The sequence below is a fragment of the Citrobacter sp. KTE151 genome (genome assembly GCF_000398845.1).
Classification (GTDB): Bacteria; Pseudomonadota; Gammaproteobacteria; order Enterobacterales; family Enterobacteriaceae; genus Citrobacter; species Citrobacter braakii.
In genome coordinates, this window is record NZ_KB976063.1 from 330,388 (window position 1) to 345,623 (window position 15,236).

The window sequence follows — 15,236 nt, forward strand, 5'->3', positions numbered from 1 at the left end:
TGCACCGTTATAGTGCGTTTTTTCTTTTTCTCTCCCGGAAGTACCCTGAGAACCTGAATCATCCCGCCTTTTTCATTTCTGGCACATCCCTTGCAATATCCCTCTCGTGTATCTGCAGCCACTACTGAATTCTGACTGGAGGGGATCTATGAAGCTGGTTACCGTGGTAATCAAACCGTTCAAACTGGAAGACGTCCGTGAAGCATTGTCGTCTATTGGTATTCAGGGGCTGACCGTCACCGAAGTGAAGGGGTTTGGCCGACAGAAAGGTCATGCTGAGCTGTACCGTGGGGCTGAATATAGCGTCAATTTTCTGCCGAAGGTGAAGATTGATGTGGCGATTGCCGACGACCAACTGGATGGCGTGATTGATGTCATCAGTAAGGCGGCATACACCGGAAAAATTGGCGACGGCAAAATCTTCGTCGCCGAGCTGCAACGTGTGATTCGTATTCGTACCGGCGAAGCCGACGAAGCCGCACTGTAACGTCTGGCACACAGTGATAGGAAACCAAAAAATGAAGATAGCAACGATGAAAACAGGTATTGCTTCACTGGCGCTGCTGCCGGGACTGGCGATGGCGGCACCGGCGGTTGCGGATAAAGCGGATAACGCTTTTATGATGATCTGTACCGCGCTGGTGTTGTTTATGACCATCCCTGGCATTGCGCTGTTCTACGGCGGTTTGATTCGCGGTAAGAACGTGCTGTCGATGCTGACTCAGGTTACGGTGACATTTGCTCTGGTTTGTATTTTATGGGTGGTTTATGGCTACTCACTGGCCTTTGGCGAAGGAAATAATTTCTTCGGCAACTTCAACTGGGTATTGCTGAAGAATATTGCGCTGACGGCGGTAACGGGGAGCTTCTACCAGTACATTCACGTTGCTTTTCAGGGCTCGTTCGCCTGCATCACCGTTGGGCTAATCGTCGGTGCGCTGGCTGAACGTATTCGCTTCTCCGCGGTGCTGATTTTTGTGGTGGTATGGTTAACGCTGTCGTACATCCCCATTGCGCATATGGTCTGGGGCGGCGGCTTGCTGGCTTCCCACGGCGCGCTGGATTTTGCCGGCGGAACGGTTGTGCACATCAACGCGGCGATTGCCGGTCTGGTAGGCGCGTATCTGATTGGCAAACGTGTCGGTTTTGGCAAAGAAGCTTTTAAACCGCATAACCTGCCGATGGTTTTCACCGGTACCGCTATTCTCTACATTGGTTGGTTTGGCTTTAACGCTGGTTCAGCGGGTACGGCAAATGAAATCGCCGCACTGGCCTTCGTTAATACCGTGGTCGCCACCGCTGCAGCCATCCTCGGATGGATCTTCGGTGAATGGGCGCTGCGTGGTAAACCGTCTCTGCTGGGCGCCTGCTCTGGTGCCATTGCGGGTCTGGTGGGCGTAACACCTGCATGTGGCTACATCGGTGTCGGCGGCGCGCTGATAATCGGTGTCGTTGCGGGTCTGGCAGGCCTGTGGGGCGTGACCATGCTGAAGCGTTTTCTGCGTGTGGACGATCCGTGTGACGTGTTTGGCGTTCACGGCGTGTGCGGCATTGTCGGCTGTATCCTGACCGGAGTTTTCGCTGCCAGCTCTTTGGGAGGCGTGGGCTTTGCCGAGGGCGTGACCATGGGGCATCAGCTGCTGGTGCAACTGGAAAGCGTGGCGATCACCATCGTCTGGTCTGGCGTGGTGGCTTTCATTGGCTATAAGCTGGCGGATATGACGGTTGGTTTGCGTGTACCGGAAGAGCAGGAGCGCGAAGGTCTGGATGTAAACAGTCACGGCGAGAACGCTTACAACGCCTGATTCTCAATTTGCCGGATGGCAACGCTTTTGCGCCACCATCCGGTAATTCTCAATTGCGATTACGCATTACCCCTTCCTGAACGGTAGAAGCGACCAGCACGCCATCCTGGGTATAAAACTCTCCGCGTACAAAGCCCCGGGCACCGGATGCCGAAGTACTCTCGACGTTATACAGCAGCCATTCATTGATATTAAACGGACGGTGGAACCACATGGAATGGTCAATGGTGGCGATCTGAATCCCTTTTTCCAGGAAGCCAATCCCATACGGTTGCAGCGCAACAGGCAGGAAGTTCAGGTCTGAGGCATAACCCAGCAGATACTGATGGACGCGCAGATCGTCCTGCAGCACGCCGTTAGCTCGGATCCATACCTGGCGCGTCGGAGGTGCGACGTGACCTTTTAGGGGGTTATGAAACTCGACAGGGCGTACTTCCAACGGACGATCGTTGATAAATTTTTCTTTCAACAGCGGCGGCAGCAAATGCGCCACTGAGCGGGCAATTTCCGTTTCTGATTTCAGCTCATCGGGACCCGGCGCATCTGGCATGGTTTTCTGATGTTCAAATCCGTCTTCCGGTGCCTGAAAAGAGGCGGTCATGTAAAAAATGGGTTTACCATTCTGGATCGCGGCAACGCGGCGCGCGCTGAAGCTGTTACCATCACGCAGGACCTCCACATCATAGATGATGGGCTTTTGGCTATCGCCGGGGCGTAAAAAGTAGCTGTGAAAAGAGTGTACCAGACGCTCTTCCGGTACGGTTTCTTTTGCGGCATATAGCGCCTGACCGACAACCTGTCCCCCAAAAACCTGACGTAACCCTAAGTCTTCACTTTGGCCCCGAAAGAGTCCTTCTTCAATTTTTTCCAGATTTAACAATGTCAGCAAATTTTTCAGTGCCAGACTCATACGTGCTCTCCAGGTGATATCGATGTCGCAGCGAGGTAGGCAGAGTATAACGCAATTTTAAAAGTGGTCCGATGGGTGCAATTGTCTGAATTACTGGCCTATTACAGGCAAAAATAGCTGTCCTGTGCCACACTTAGTCACGTTATGTTTTTGTTAACCACTCTTCTGGCGAGGAAAGTTCTCGCTGGTGCATAGATGATAAGGAGAATTTAATGAAACTCGTGCACATGGTAAGTGGTTTAGCGGTTGCAGTCGCTCTGGCGGCCTGTGCCGATAAAAGCGCTGATATTCAGACACCTGCGCCAAGCCCTAATACGTCAATTTCTGACACACAGTCTAAAATTCAGCAGCCAAATGTCTCCGGTACAGTATGGATCCGTCAGAAAGTGGCCTTGCCACCCGATGCGGTACTAACTGTTACGCTGTCAGATGCTTCACTGGCCGATGCGCCGTCAAAAGTGCTGTCGCAAAAAGCGGTTCGTACTGAAGGTAAACAAGCGCCATTCAGCTTTGTATTACCGTTCAACCCGGCAGATATTCAACCTAACGCCCGTATTCTGCTGAGTGCGGCTATTACGGTAAATGATAAACTGGTCTTTATTACTGATACCGTTCAGACGGTCATCAATCAGGGGGGGACTAAAGCCGACCTGACGCTGGTCCCTGTACAGCAAACAGCAGTACCGGTTCAGGCGAGCGGTGGGGCTACTACCACGGTTCCGTCAACGTCACCAACCCAGGTGAATCCGTCATCTGCGGTTCCGGCTCCCACGCAGTACTAAGGTCGTTGTAACCCTCTCCGCCTGGAGAGGGTTAGTACACCCAGCGATAGCGCTGTAAATCGATCTGTCCGCTTCCTGAAACCACTATTCCTTCTGCCAGCAACGCCTGACGTTGTCGTTGCAGGTCGGGACCTGTCAGCGAAATGGCCCCATGGCGATTGACCACCCGATGCCAGGGCAGGGTACTGCCTTCGGGGAGACGCTTAAGCACGCCGCCTACCTGACGCGCAGCACGCGGAGATCCCGCAAGCCGGGCAACATCGCCATACGTGGTGACGAAACCTTCGGGGATTGAAGCGACGATTTGCCAGACGCGTTGGGGGAAAGAGTCCTGTATATCCATCATTTATTCCTGCGCTAATCCTCCAGCATAATGCTGAATGGCGAAGGAGTGAAGCCGCATTGCACAAGAAAACAGCATCCGATGCTGGATGGGTTGCAATTACAGGGTGCAGCAGTGATAATGCGCCTGCGCGTTGGTTAACAACGCTCTCAATGGGGGCTCTGTTGGTTCTCCCGCAACACTACTCTGTTTACCAGGTCAGGTCCGGAAGGAAGCAGCCAAGGCAGATGACGTGTGTGCCGGGATGTAGCTGGCAGGGCCCCCACCCATTTCAGCCGTCCGGCAATTTCTCTTCTGTTTATCTTCTTTTCTTTGTCATCGTATCGTCATTTTATTGTCATCAAATACTGTCACTGTGTTTTGGGGATGTTATTTGAGCTTTTGCCGCCGCCATTGCGCTGTAATGACATGGTCTTACATCCGGTGTGTTGTGGCTGACCACAAGGATTTTCTACGATGTCGACCGCTGTATTGAATGTCAAAGTTGATGAGGCCCTAAAAGAAAAGCTTCGCCATTATGCTGAAGTGCATAATGAAAATTTGAGTATCGCCACGGAAAAACTGCTACTAATCGCGTTTTCCGCCATTGAAGAGGTGGGAGTCTCCGCTGAGGATATCGATAGCCAGCATACGGAAGAATCCGTAGTTGACGCACTGACTCCTAAAGAAATCAAAGCATTGCGAAGATTACTGAAGAAGAAAAAATGAAACAACAATCGCTCTCAACCGCCTGTAATTATGGCGAAGCCTGTGAAATGCTGCGCTCCGGTTATGTGAAACACGTTCGTCTGAGCTGGAATGTCGGCAGCGATGAGTTCTTCCGTATTGCCTCCGACTGGTGTGATGCCGGGGCAAAAATTAAGAAAGACGGTGAGAATTTCGTGATTTCCCTGAAGGGTTTTCCGGTTCCTCCTCAGCGGTAGTATTGCCAGGACCTCCTCGTCCATCACGGCATTCAAGAGCGAGTCCTTTAACTCGTCGTTTAGATTATTTTACGCATTTTCCCGCTGCTGGCCTGCAAACGCAGGCTATCCCAAATAGGTTGCAACACTCTGAAGGCGGCACACGCTGTGTCATCCGGCAACGTGAAGGGCATACGCAAAAAGCGGTCGAATGCGCCATCAAGGCCGAACCGTGTACCGGTTCCCAACTGAATGCCTGCACTTTCGGCGCGCGTGGCAAAGAGCGTCGCCAGCGTATCAGGCAGTTCAACCCAGAAAGAGAGTCCTCCTTGTGGCTGGGTAAATTGCCATTCCGGAAAATGTGAGTTCATCAGGCGCGAGCACAGGTCTCGCTGTGATGTGAGTCGGCGTCTTCTGTCAGGAAGAAAGTCCTCGGCGTTATCCAGCAGCCAGCTGGTGGCGAGTTGCTCAAGCACCGGGGAGCCCAAATCGAAGGTGTCGCGGGTTTGGACCAGCGCGGCAATGGTACGCGCCGACGCCCGAATCCAGCCCAGACGTAATCCGCCCCAAAAGCTTTTCCCTGCTGAACCGAGCAGGATGATTGGGGCATCGCGATTGAATGTGGCAAGCGGCGGTGGCGGTGGGGCGTCATACCACAGGTTCACCATGGTCTCATCGACTACCAACGTCGTGTGGGTTCTTTCAGCAATATCCGCCACGACCTGGCGAGTAGCTGTGTCCATACAGCGCCCGGTCGGGTTGTGAAAATCCGGCATCAGATAGGCCATTCTCGGTGCAGTTTGCGCGATGGTGGCGACCAGACCCGCCGTATCCCAACCGTGCTCGGGCAGCGACACGCCGACGGGGCGACATGACGCCCCTTGTATTGCTGCAATGGCCAGCGGATAAGTGGGGTGATCTACCACTACGCGATCGCCGGGGCCGGTGAGTAAACGCAGGATCAACGCCAGACCGCTGACCGCGCCGTTCACGACCATTATTTCGTCGGGCTGCGTCGGGAGTCCGCGTTCGCAATAATGCCGGGCGATGGATTCACGCAAAACCGACAGTCCCTGCGGTAGATACCCGGAGCTCAGCAGATGCTGCGGCATTGCGAACAGTGCCTGCTGGTAAGCCTGATGAATTTCAGGACCGGCACTCAGCGCTGCCGTGGACAAATCAAGCGCTGTTCCAGTGCTGGTCCGCGTTGGCACATGGCGAATGTGCTCCGGCAGGATCACCCGTGAACCGCTACCATGTCGGCTTTCCAGATATCCCTCCTCACGCAGTTGTGCCATGGCGCTGGCGACGGTGGTTCGGCTGACTTGCAGAACGGCAGCGAGCTCGCGCTCACCGGGCAAGCGGCTATCCAGCGCCAGTCGCCCATCGAGGATCAGCAAACGTAACGCTTCTGCCAACTGTCGCCAGATGGGCGTTCGCGAGGGTCTTTCCTGCCAGTGTCCGAGCAGGCGTTGCAAAGACTGGCTTCCGTAACGGCGAGATGACATAGCAGTCCACTTTTTGAAAACTGGACATTAATCATAGTGCCAATTGCGGTGAAGATGAAAGTTATCTGAGAGTAAGAGGGGAAGAACATGCTGCGTCGTTTATTTCAGCTGTTTATCGGGCTGACGCTGTATGGTGTGTCGACGGCGATGTTTGTCCGTGCCGATTTAGGGGCCGATCCGTGGAACGTGTTCCACCTGGGGGTGGCAAATTTACTGTCGATGAATATCGGCGTGGTGATTATTGCCGTGGGTGTGTTGGTGCTTCTGGCGTGGATACCGCTACGCCAGCGCCCAGGGTTTGGCACGTTGAGCAACGTGATTATGATTGGACTGGCGGCAGATGTCGCGCTGCTGGTGATTCCGGGATTTGAATCCCTGCTGGCGCGCAGCGGGCTACTGGTGTCAGCGGTGATACTGAATGCGTTAGCAACCGCTCTGTACATTGGTGCCGGTTTTGGCGCGGGCCCGCGTGACGGTCTGATGACTGGAATTCACGCGCGTACCGGCTGGCCAGTACGACGAATTCGAACCGCAATTGAAGTGTCGGTGCTGCTTATTGGTTGGCTGTTGGGTGGAACCGTTGGGTTTGGAACGGTGCTGTATGCACTGGCTATTGGGCCGCTGATTCAAATTTGCCTGCCATGGTTTTGCCATCAGCCGCAGGCGCGTATTCGTATCAGGAATGCGCCTGGGGCACGATCGCCTGCTGGCGACTAAACTTAACCTCGACTGACGCGGCCGGAATCGGCTTGTCGCGCAGTACACTTCGGAGGTTTTTCTCATGAAGTATGTTGATGGCTTTGTGGTTGCCGTACCCGCTGAAAACAAGGAGGCGTACATTGCGATGGCGGCAAAAGCAGCTCCGCTTTTCAAGGAGTTCGGTGCATTGCGCGTGGTGGAGTGCTGGGCAGATGATGTCCCCGACGGCAAACTGACCGATTTTCGCATGGCTGTGAAAGCGCAGGATCATGAGGAAGTGGTATTCAGCTGGATTGAATACCCTTCCAAAGAGGTCCGCGATGCGGCGAATCAGAAGATGATGTCCGATCCCCGTATGAAGGAATTCGGTGAATCTATGCCATTTGATGGCAAGCGAATGATCTACGGTGGATTTGCGCCCATTATGGAAGAGTGATGTGACTGGCTGTGCGGCGTGCCGCCAGCCATCTCACCATCAACAGCCATGCTAAAGCCGTTTTTCTGTCCACAGAATAAATTCCGCTTTCGGCAGCGCTTTACTGTAGAGCCAGCCCTGACCGTACTGCACGCCGTGCTGGCGTAGCCAGGCTTCCTGATTCTCGGTTTCAATACCTTCTGCCACCATCTCCAGCTTCAGCGTTTTCGCGATCTCGATGATATGCGGCGTGACGTTGTTGTACTCCAGCGCATCGACGAACGATTTGTCGATCTTCAGGATATCCACATCCAGATCCTGCAAATAGCTAAGACTTGAATAGCCGGTACCAAAGTCATCAATATAGATCGAATGGCCTGCCTGTCGGTATTTAGCAATAAACGGCGCGCTGTTTTTTGGGTCGGCAAATTCGCGTTCGGTCAGTTCCAACGCGATTTGTGCAGGCTTAAGTTGCCAGTGGTTCACCTTCTGGCTTAACAGAGCAGGAAGCGTTTCGGAGGTCAGATCGGCTGACTCAAGGTTAATGGATATATGCTGGTGGGGATATTGACGCAACCATTTTCCTAAATCGTCAAATACGCTTTCAATAATCAAACGGGTGAGCGGCTCTGAAAGCCCGGTCTCTTGCGCCAGTGCGACGAAAATCTCAGGCGACAGATAGCTCCCGTCGGCCTGTGGCCAGCGAGCCAGCGCCTCTGCCCCGACCACTTTCCCTGTTTTGAGCGAGATAATCGGCTGGTAGTAGACCTTGATATCCCGATGCTGGATAGCGTTCTGCAACTGGTGATGAGGGGACTGTAAACGGCGCAAAATACGCAGAATAAAGGCTGCGGTGAGTAAGCCGAGGAAGATCCCTGCCGGCAGCCAGATGAGCGCTTGTCGGTGCCAGCTCTTTTGCAAAGGTACAGTGGATGCCCAGGTTACAACCGTAATGCCCAGTTCGGGGAAGGGGCGGGCGTTATAAATACTGCCGTCTTTCTGCAGATGGGTAATCGAATGCTCTAGTTGCACATGTTGTAAAACATCCGGTGGCAGATCGGTGCTACTGGCTACCACCGTGTTACGCGCGGTACCAATGATAGCGACTTCAATCGGCCATGAGCCAAACGGGATGACATCAATAAAAGAACCGGGATCGATCATCACGACGTAATGCTTGCTACCTAATGCCGCCATAAAACGCTTGATGCCCAAATCGTTTTGCATGGTCAACCATGCGTGGTAGCCATCGGGCGTGATTTTCATTGCTGGAGGAAACGCGGCTGCCCGGCTTCTTTTTTCCAGGGATGAGCATTGTGGAACGTTATCTTTGAGGTACAGCACTTCCTGAATATAGCGATAGCTATATGACAAACGACGCATTTCAAGCAGATGCTCTTCACTACAAGGTTCACCCTGAAAAGCTTCAATATGGCGCAACGCTTTTTTGGCCTGTTCACCTACGCGTTCCGTACGTAATGCGACTCGGGTTGAGAACATATCGAGTTCATCGATAAATTTCGTTTCGACCTGACGATGCGCCAGCCACAGGCTTAAACCTACGGGCGCGAGGATGGAAAGAAACAGCACCCCAGTCACCAGGCTTATCAGATGTCGTGTTATCACAGTGATATCCTTATTAACACAGCGTAGGGAAAGTATATCCGAAAGCCGAAAAAGCTATTCGATTGGCATCATATATTTACGGCCACTTATCATCCCGTTTAACTCTTAATCGCGTAAACCAGGTTGTGATTTATACAAGAGTGGTGTATTTTGATAGTTATGTTATAACGTAACAAATTGAGGTTGCCATGAAGCCGGATATTCATCCTTTTTACCGTACTGTGGTGTTTCACGATACCAGCGCCAATGAATTTTTTAAGGTCGGCTCGACCATTAAAACGGAACGTGAGATTGAGTTTGAGGGGAAAATGTACCCGTACGTGACCCTGGATATCTCTTCCAAATCGCATCCGTACTATACCGGGAAACAAAAAACCTTTGATAACGAAGGTAGTGCAGCACGTTTCCAGAAACGTTTTGGTCATTTTATTGGCACTAAGCGAGGTTAAGATGCAGGTACTCAATTCACTTCGTAGTGCAAAACAGCGTCATCCTGACTGCCAGATAGTGAAACGCAAAGGACGTTTGTACGTAATCTGCAAAACGAATCCGCGCTTTAAAGCTGTTCAGGGTCGTAAAAAAAGACGTTAGCTTCTTTACCAACATTTCAGGGATTAAAGTGCGTTTCCTTCATCGGGACGCACTTTTTTTATCTGCGTTGAGATGTCGTTACTGGCTGGTCTGGGGACGGGTTAGCGTAAAGACATCGTAAAACGAGAGTTCACCCTTACGCGATATCATCTTTTGCAGCTGCGCTTTATGTTCGCTATCGACGGAAGGTGAGTGCAGGATGGTATCGATAAGTGAAGGGGGGACAAAGCGCGTGTTATACCATTCCCCGTTATAGCAAACTCTGAAATCCAGTACGTCGATATCTTCAAAGCGGTATCGCGGCGCAACGTCGAAAAAGAAAAACGCGTTGAGTATGACGAACAGAACCACCAGCAGCCATACTGAATCGACTAAAGTTTCTGACTGCAGCATCACCGCCAGCGTGGCAAACCACGCAACATACATGCCGATGAACAGGCCGGGATGTTTGCGAATAAAGCTGATGCTAAAGCGCGGTTTGTTGTCGCGCTTTTCGCGAATATTTAAGTCGTCGATGGTTTCGGTAAGCAGGCGCTGTATTTCTGTCATCTCTTGCCTTTGTAGTGTCTGCGATATTCAGATGCGATCGCCTTATTTTAAAAGGGGATACCTTTTGAAGAAAGTAACAGATTAACCACAATTTAGCATAACAGTTACATTTAAGATCACAGCGTTTTGATAATCCTGGCGGGATTGCCCCCAACCACGCAGTTTGCCGGAACGCTTTTCGTGACCACCGCGCCCGAGGCCACAACCACGTTATCACCCAACGTTACGCCAGGGTTTATCACTGCGCGTCCACCTATCCAGACGTTGTTGCCAATAGTCACGGGTTTGCCGAGCTCCATGCCACTGTTTCGCTCGGTGGCATCCAGCGGGTGGGTGGCGGTATAAATATGGACTCCTGGGGCTAACATGCAGTTGTCGCCAATATGGATCGGGCAGACGTCGAGCATAACGCAGTCGAAGTTGGCGTAAAATTCTTTACCGAGATAAATGTTATAGCCGTAATCACAACGAAAAGAGGGTTCAATATAAGCCCCTTCGCTCTGGCCCAACAGCTCATGCAGGATAGCTTGTCGCGCATTTTTTTCATCGGGAGCGGTGAGGTTGTAGCGATGGGTCAACTGACGAGCGCGTAGTCGGTCGTGGCGCAATGTTTCATCCGCCGGGCGATAAAGTTCACCGGCGATCATTTTTTGCTTTTCATTACTCATTACGAATTTCCTGTGTACTGGAGGTCATTTCAACACAGTAAAACGCAATGCAAACAAGGGGAACGTTCCCACTTCTTCGCTGTGATCGTAGTCACGTGATTTGATTTAAATAACCATTGTAAATACGAAAATGGTCAGCCAGACAAATGTACCGCTATACCTGACTTAACCCGTGAGCAATTAGCGAATGAATTTCCAAACAGAAGTTGGAATCTTGTCGTAGAGCTTATTCATGGTCAATTCAGCAAGGCGGTGATCTGCTGCTGAGTAAAATACAGCCAGTTCGTTGTCGGACAATTCATATTTATTTTTTTCAATAACGCGCTCAAGTGTGTCAATTGTCTGACAACGTCGCAGGCGCATCAAATAATCAGTTTTAGTTAATGGTTTATCGGACATAAATCTTACCTATGATTGTAATAATTTTTAACAAGACAAACTAACAGGATTAGCCCTGGTGGCATTGACAAAACAGCGAAACAGTCGATTACCTGACTTCCGCCATTTCTGCAGATCCTGCGTATTAATACCATAACTGCTGAACAACATAAAAGTGTCATCCAGGTATTCATCTATCTGCGCGATCAGCTTATTGTCCTCATTGTACTTAATTTTATAATTAAGTGCGAAGGTTGCAATATGCTCTATCAGTTCATTGAGCTGCAAGCTGGTGGCAGAGGTAGGGTCATTAACCCAGCCATGGTTACTTTGTTCAAGGTTTGCAAGACAGTCATGATACAGGGTTTCGCAGAGAAATTTAAGCTGCGCGATATCATGTCTTTTGGGTGAGTATTCATCCATAACGCATCCCCTTCTTCGTGGCTTAAACTAACCGAACACCTTCGGGATGGATACAACAGACTACCTGGAACTTGCCCGCGACTCCTGATGATTTAACTATAATCTAGTCTAAAAAAGATTTCATCGTCATATCACGAAAAATTACAATTATGCAAACTTATGATGTCAGGTCATTTTTACATTTTAACAGATAAATGCGGTTATTCGGAATCGGACAATTTCTTTATTCTTCGGGCAATCATCGAGTTATCTTGATTAGGTTTAGCAACGAAAGGTAACAATCGACAATGTGAACCGCTTACCAGGAATAATCTTAATATTTATTAAAGTAAATAAGAACTCTCAATGATTTTTAAGAATAGCCTTTAAGGCTACAGGGATTATATCGCTTATTTACCCTGGAGAAAATAAACGAAATAGCAATAAGTGATTTTTATGATTTTTCCAGAAAAAAGGCCGCTTGCGCGGCCTTATCTATAGAGATCTATCAATGATGGTCTACTGAGTGGCTATGCTCAAGATCTTCACTTTTGCGGCTAAAGCGGCGGCGTACCACCACAAAGAACACCGGAACAAAGAAGATAGCCAACACGGTTGCCGTCACCATCCCGCCCATTACGCCAGTACCAACGGCGTTCTGCGCGCCGGAGCCTGCGCCGGAGCTGATAACCAGCGGCATTACGCCCAGAATAAAGGCCAGCGATGTCATCAGGATCGGACGTAAACGCATGCGGACCGCATCCAGCGTCGCCTCTATCAGACCTTTACCCTCTTTATCCATCAAGTCTTTGGCGAATTCGACGATAAGTATCGCGTTCTTCGCCGACAACCCAATGGTTGTGAGCAGGCCTACCTGGAAGTAAACGTCGTTGGTCAGGCCGCGGAACGTTGCCGCCAGCAATGCACCGATAACACCTAACGGTACCACCAGCATGACGGAGAACGGAATTGACCAGCTCTCGTACAATGCCGCCAGACACAGGAATACGACAATCAGTGAAATGGCATACAGAGCAGGGGCCTGGTTGCCGGACAGTCGTTCCTGGTAGGACATACCGGTCCAGTCATAGCCGATACCGGATGGCAGTTTGCTGGCCAGTTCCTCCATCATTGCCATGGCTTCACCGGTACTTTTACCCGGTGCGGCCTGGCCTAAGATTTCCATGGAAGGCAGACCGTTATAGCGTTCCAGACGCGGTGAACCATATTCCCAACGTGAGGTAGAGAAGGCGGAGAACGGTACCATCTGTCCATCGCTGCCGCGGACATACCAGTTTCCAATATCTTCCGGCAACATACGGTATTTCGCTTCAGACATGATGTAAACTTTCTTCACACGACCACGGTCGATGAAGTCATTTACGTAGCTTCCGCCCCATGCTGCACCCAGCGTTGTATTAATATCACTAATGGATACACCCAGAGCCTGCGCTTTTTCCTGATCGATATCGATCTTGAACTGCGGCGTATCTTCCAGACCGTTAGGACGTACGCCGACTAACAGATCAGGATGTTTCGCAACTTCACCAAACAGCTGGTTACGCGCCTGGGTTAGCTTCTCATGACCTAAACCTGCCTGGTCAATCAGCTGGAAGTCGAAACCGGTCGCGGTCCCTAACTCCACAATCGCTGGCAGGTTAAAAGCAAAGACCATCGCGTCTTTAATCTGCGAGAATGCGCCCATCGCACGTTGAGTAATTGCCTCAACCTTGTTCTCCTCGCCTGGACGTTCACTCCAGTCTTTCAGAGACACGAACGCGATACCGGTGTTCTGACCACGTCCTGCAAAACCGAAGCCGTTAACGGCAAACACCGATTCAACGTTCGCTTTTTCTTTGGTCAGATAGTAATCCGTCATTTCGTCCAGCACCTTCTGGGTACGCTCTTGCGTTGCACCCGCTGGCAGCTGAGCCATTGACAGGAATACCCCCTGGTCTTCATCCGGCAGGAACGAGCTTGGCAGACGAACAAACAGATAGGCCATACCCACGACGATGATCAGATACAGCGCCAGATAACGACCGGTGCTGCGCAGAATTCCGCCCACGCTGTCGGTGTAATGGTGCGTGCTCTTATCGAACATGCGGTTAAACCAGCCGAAGAAACCTTTTTTGCCTTCTCCGTGATCGCCTTTAGCAACCGGTTTGAGCATGGTCGCACACAGGGCAGGGGTCAGAATCAATGCCACCAGGACTGATAACGCCATCGCCGAAACAATGGTGATGGAGAACTGACGGTAAATTGCACCGGTAGATCCCCCGAAGAAGGCCATCGGAATAAATACCGCTGACAGCACCATAGCGATACCAACCAGTGCGCCCTGAATCTGGCCCATCGATTTACGTGTTGCTTCCTTCGGCGGTAGCCCTTCCTCAGCCATTACACGTTCAACGTTCTCGACCACAACGATGGCGTCATCCACCAACAGGCCGATGGCGAGCACCATCCCGAACATCGTCAGCGTGTTTATCGAGAAACCGAAAATCGCAAGGACGGCAAACGTACCCAATAGCACCACCGGCACGGCGATAGTCGGAATCAGCGTCGCGCGGAAGTTCTGCAGGAACAGATACATTACCAGGAACACGAGGATGATGGCTTCCGCCAGCGTTTTCACTACTTCGTGAATAGAGATTTTCACGAACGGCGTAGTGTCATACGGGTAAACGATCTTCAGACCTGACGGGAAGAACGGTTCCATCTTCTTCAGTTCATCGCGGATAGCGTTTGCGGTGTCCAGGGCGTTAGCGCCTGTCGCCAGCTTGATACCCAGACCGGATGCCGGTTTACCGTTGAACTTCGCAATGATGTCGTAGTTTTCGCCACCCAGTTCTACTTTCGCTACGTCACGCAGACGCACCTGGGAACCGTCCTGATTCACTTTCAGCAGAATTTTGCTGAACTCATCGGCGGAGGTCAGACGGGTTTGCGCGATGATCGAAGCGTTAAGCTGCTGGCCTTTCACCGGCGGCGTACCACCTAACTGACCGGCTGCAACCTGGGCGTTCTGCGCTTTGATGGCGCTGATCACATCAACCGGCGTCAGTTGGAAGTTATTCAGTTTGTTCGGATCCATCCAGATGCGCATCGCGTACTGGGAACCGAACAGCTGAACATCACCCACACCTGAAGTACGGCTGATGGCGTCCTTCATGTTGGCGCCCACGTAGTCGGAAATATCCTCCTGCGTCATGGTGCCGTTGGTGTTGATTACGCCGACAACCATCAGGAAGCTACTGGATGATTTCTCAACGCTCACACCCTGTTGTTGTACTTCCTGCGGCAGAAGCGGCATTGCCAGCTGCAGTTTGTTCTGCACCTGTACCTGCGCGATATCCGCATCAGTACCAGACTGAAAGGTAAGCGTGATCTGCACGGTACCCGTGGAGTCACTGTTTGAGGACATGTACATCAGGTTATCGATACCGTTCATATTCTGTTCGATAACCTGCGTAACAGTATCCTGTACTGTTTTGGCATCAGCGCCAGGGTAGGTCGCGGAGATCGTCACTGCTGGCGGTGCAATAGTCGGATATTGCGCTACCGGCAATTTGAGGATCGCGAGCCCCCCTGCCAACATGATGATAATGGCGATCACCCACGCAAATATTGGGCGATCGATAAAGAAATTAGGCAT

At 51.3% G+C, this 15,236-nt stretch carries 17 protein-coding genes, 1 other RNA gene and 1 pseudogene; 10 read left to right on the forward strand and 9 right to left on the reverse strand.

The window, feature by feature from the left end:
• Positions 1-148 precede the first annotated feature (148 nt).
• The gene (gene glnK / locus WC7_RS19735) at positions 149-487 is read left to right on the forward strand and encodes a P-II family nitrogen regulator (protein WP_003021657.1); all 339 of its coding nucleotides are present in this window, start codon (positions 149-151) and stop codon (positions 485-487) included.
• 31 nt (positions 488-518) lie between these two features.
• On the forward strand, positions 519-1,805 hold the full coding sequence (gene amtB, locus WC7_RS19730; protein ID WP_008783954.1) for an ammonium transporter AmtB: 1,287 nt from the start codon (positions 519-521) through the stop codon (positions 1,803-1,805).
• 49 nt (positions 1,806-1,854) lie between these two features.
• Here the strand turns inward: amtB and tesB are convergent, their stop codons facing one another.
• A complete protein-coding gene (gene tesB, locus WC7_RS19725; protein WP_016152062.1) occupies positions 1,855-2,715 on the reverse strand; it encodes an acyl-CoA thioesterase II in 861 nt (286 codons plus the stop codon).
• Between the two features lie 212 nt (positions 2,716-2,927).
• Here tesB and WC7_RS19720 point away from each other — a divergent pair, with 212 nt between their 5' ends.
• Positions 2,928-3,497 (forward strand): YbaY family lipoprotein, encoded by a 570-nt coding sequence (locus WC7_RS19720; RefSeq protein WP_016152063.1) that lies wholly within the window; start codon positions 2,928-2,930, stop codon positions 3,495-3,497.
• 31 nt (positions 3,498-3,528) lie between these two features.
• On the opposite strand, the pseudogene WC7_RS19715 reads toward WC7_RS19720, so the two are convergent.
• Positions 3,529-3,918 (reverse strand): annotated as a pseudogene (locus WC7_RS19715) (MGMT family protein).
• Between the two features lie 84 nt (positions 3,919-4,002).
• Between WC7_RS19715 and ffs the strand changes: the two are divergent.
• The 3 genes from ffs (at position 4,003) to WC7_RS19705 (ending at position 4,763) form a co-directional block, all read left to right on the forward strand.
• Positions 4,003-4,099, forward strand: an RNA gene (gene ffs / locus WC7_RS25165) — signal recognition particle sRNA small type.
• Between the two features lie 197 nt (positions 4,100-4,296).
• A complete protein-coding gene (locus WC7_RS19710; protein WP_016152065.1) occupies positions 4,297-4,548 on the forward strand; it encodes a hypothetical protein in 252 nt (83 codons plus the stop codon).
• Positions 4,545-4,763, forward strand: a complete 219-nt coding sequence (locus tag WC7_RS19705) for a hypothetical protein (RefSeq protein WP_016152066.1) — start codon at positions 4,545-4,547, stop codon at positions 4,761-4,763. Before WC7_RS19710 ends, WC7_RS19705 begins: the two co-directional genes overlap by 4 nt.
• 59 nt (positions 4,764-4,822) lie before the next feature.
• Here the strand turns inward: WC7_RS19705 and WC7_RS19700 are convergent, their stop codons facing one another.
• Positions 4,823-6,250, reverse strand: coding sequence for a MocR-like transcription factor YczR (locus WC7_RS19700; protein ID WP_016152067.1), 1,428 nt, complete (start codon positions 6,248-6,250; stop codon positions 4,823-4,825).
• Positions 6,251-6,337: 87 nt separating this feature from the next.
• On the opposite strand from WC7_RS19700, the gene WC7_RS19695 reads away from it, so the two are divergent.
• On the forward strand, positions 6,338-6,967 hold the full coding sequence (locus tag WC7_RS19695) for a membrane protein YczE (protein ID WP_016152068.1): 630 nt from the start codon (positions 6,338-6,340) through the stop codon (positions 6,965-6,967).
• A 64-nt stretch (positions 6,968-7,031) separates the two neighbouring features.
• A complete protein-coding gene (locus WC7_RS19690) occupies positions 7,032-7,385 on the forward strand; it encodes a DUF1428 domain-containing protein (RefSeq protein ID WP_003831033.1) in 354 nt (117 codons plus the stop codon).
• Between the two features lie 51 nt (positions 7,386-7,436).
• Here the strand turns inward: WC7_RS19690 and WC7_RS19685 are convergent, their stop codons facing one another.
• Positions 7,437-8,990 carry an EAL domain-containing protein gene (locus WC7_RS19685; protein WP_016152069.1) on the reverse strand — a complete coding sequence of 518 codons (1,554 nt, stop codon included), beginning with the start codon at positions 8,988-8,990 and terminating at the stop codon, positions 7,437-7,439.
• A gap of 188 nt (positions 8,991-9,178) precedes the next feature.
• On the opposite strand from WC7_RS19685, the gene WC7_RS19680 reads away from it, so the two are divergent.
• Entirely contained in the window at positions 9,179-9,439 is a 261-nt protein-coding gene (locus WC7_RS19680) for a type B 50S ribosomal protein L31 (RefSeq protein WP_016152070.1), read from the forward strand.
• A 1-nt stretch (position 9,440) separates the two neighbouring features.
• The gene (gene ykgO, locus WC7_RS25170) at positions 9,441-9,581 is read left to right on the forward strand and encodes a type B 50S ribosomal protein L36 (RefSeq protein WP_005125190.1); all 141 of its coding nucleotides are present in this window, start codon (positions 9,441-9,443) and stop codon (positions 9,579-9,581) included.
• A gap of 78 nt (positions 9,582-9,659) precedes the next feature.
• Here ykgO and WC7_RS19675 read toward each other — a convergent pair whose 3' ends face one another.
• From WC7_RS19675 to acrB, 5 genes are all read right to left on the reverse strand, one after another.
• On the reverse strand, positions 9,660-10,130 hold the full coding sequence (locus WC7_RS19675; RefSeq protein ID WP_016152071.1) for a YlaC family protein: 471 nt from the start codon (positions 10,128-10,130) through the stop codon (positions 9,660-9,662).
• A gap of 116 nt (positions 10,131-10,246) precedes the next feature.
• Positions 10,247-10,798 (reverse strand): maltose O-acetyltransferase, encoded by a 552-nt coding sequence (gene maa / locus WC7_RS19670; RefSeq protein ID WP_016152072.1) that lies wholly within the window; start codon positions 10,796-10,798, stop codon positions 10,247-10,249.
• A gap of 180 nt (positions 10,799-10,978) precedes the next feature.
• Positions 10,979-11,197 carry an HHA domain-containing protein gene (locus WC7_RS19665; RefSeq protein WP_002892050.1) on the reverse strand — a complete coding sequence of 73 codons (219 nt, stop codon included), beginning with the start codon at positions 11,195-11,197 and terminating at the stop codon, positions 10,979-10,981.
• Positions 11,198-11,224: 27 nt separating this feature from the next.
• Positions 11,225-11,599, reverse strand: coding sequence for an Hha toxicity modulator TomB (tomB, locus tag WC7_RS19660; protein WP_003021733.1), 375 nt, complete (start codon positions 11,597-11,599; stop codon positions 11,225-11,227).
• Positions 11,600-12,086: 487 nt separating this feature from the next.
• Positions 12,087-15,236, reverse strand: a complete 3,150-nt coding sequence (gene acrB, locus WC7_RS19655; RefSeq protein ID WP_016152073.1) for an efflux RND transporter permease AcrB — start codon at positions 15,234-15,236, stop codon at positions 12,087-12,089.

Bases quoted from the DNA above. Each gene is read 5' to 3' on its own strand.
- WC7_RS19665 (WP_002892050.1), bottom strand. From the start codon at position 11,197: ATGTCCGATAAACCATTAACTAAAACTGATTATTTGATGCGCCTGCGA.
- WC7_RS19705 (WP_016152066.1), top strand. From the start codon at position 4,545: ATGAAACAACAATCGCTCTCAACCGCCTGTAATTATGGCGAAGCCTGT.
- WC7_RS19720 (WP_016152063.1), top strand. From the start codon at position 2,928: ATGAAACTCGTGCACATGGTAAGTGGTTTAGCGGTTGCAGTCGCTCTG.
- WC7_RS19695 (WP_016152068.1), top strand. From the start codon at position 6,338: ATGCTGCGTCGTTTATTTCAGCTGTTTATCGGGCTGACGCTGTATGGT.
- WC7_RS19700 (WP_016152067.1), bottom strand. From the start codon at position 6,250: ATGTCATCTCGCCGTTACGGAAGCCAGTCTTTGCAACGCCTGCTCGGA.
- acrB (WP_016152073.1), bottom strand. From the start codon at position 15,236: ATGCCTAATTTCTTTATCGATCGCCCAATATTTGCGTGGGTGATCGCC.
- WC7_RS19675 (WP_016152071.1), bottom strand. From the start codon at position 10,130: ATGACAGAAATACAGCGCCTGCTTACCGAAACCATCGACGACTTAAAT.
- tesB (WP_016152062.1), bottom strand. From the start codon at position 2,715: ATGAGTCTGGCACTGAAAAATTTGCTGACATTGTTAAATCTGGAAAAA.
- WC7_RS19710 (WP_016152065.1), top strand. From the start codon at position 4,297: ATGTCGACCGCTGTATTGAATGTCAAAGTTGATGAGGCCCTAAAAGAA.
- ykgO (WP_005125190.1), top strand. From the start codon at position 9,441: ATGCAGGTACTCAATTCACTTCGTAGTGCAAAACAGCGTCATCCTGAC.
- glnK (WP_003021657.1), top strand. From the start codon at position 149: ATGAAGCTGGTTACCGTGGTAATCAAACCGTTCAAACTGGAAGACGTC.
- maa (WP_016152072.1), bottom strand. From the start codon at position 10,798: ATGAGTAATGAAAAGCAAAAAATGATCGCCGGTGAACTTTATCGCCCG.
- tomB (WP_003021733.1), bottom strand. From the start codon at position 11,599: ATGGATGAATACTCACCCAAAAGACATGATATCGCGCAGCTTAAATTT.
- amtB (WP_008783954.1), top strand. From the start codon at position 519: ATGAAGATAGCAACGATGAAAACAGGTATTGCTTCACTGGCGCTGCTG.
- WC7_RS19690 (WP_003831033.1), top strand. From the start codon at position 7,032: ATGAAGTATGTTGATGGCTTTGTGGTTGCCGTACCCGCTGAAAACAAG.
- WC7_RS19680 (WP_016152070.1), top strand. From the start codon at position 9,179: ATGAAGCCGGATATTCATCCTTTTTACCGTACTGTGGTGTTTCACGAT.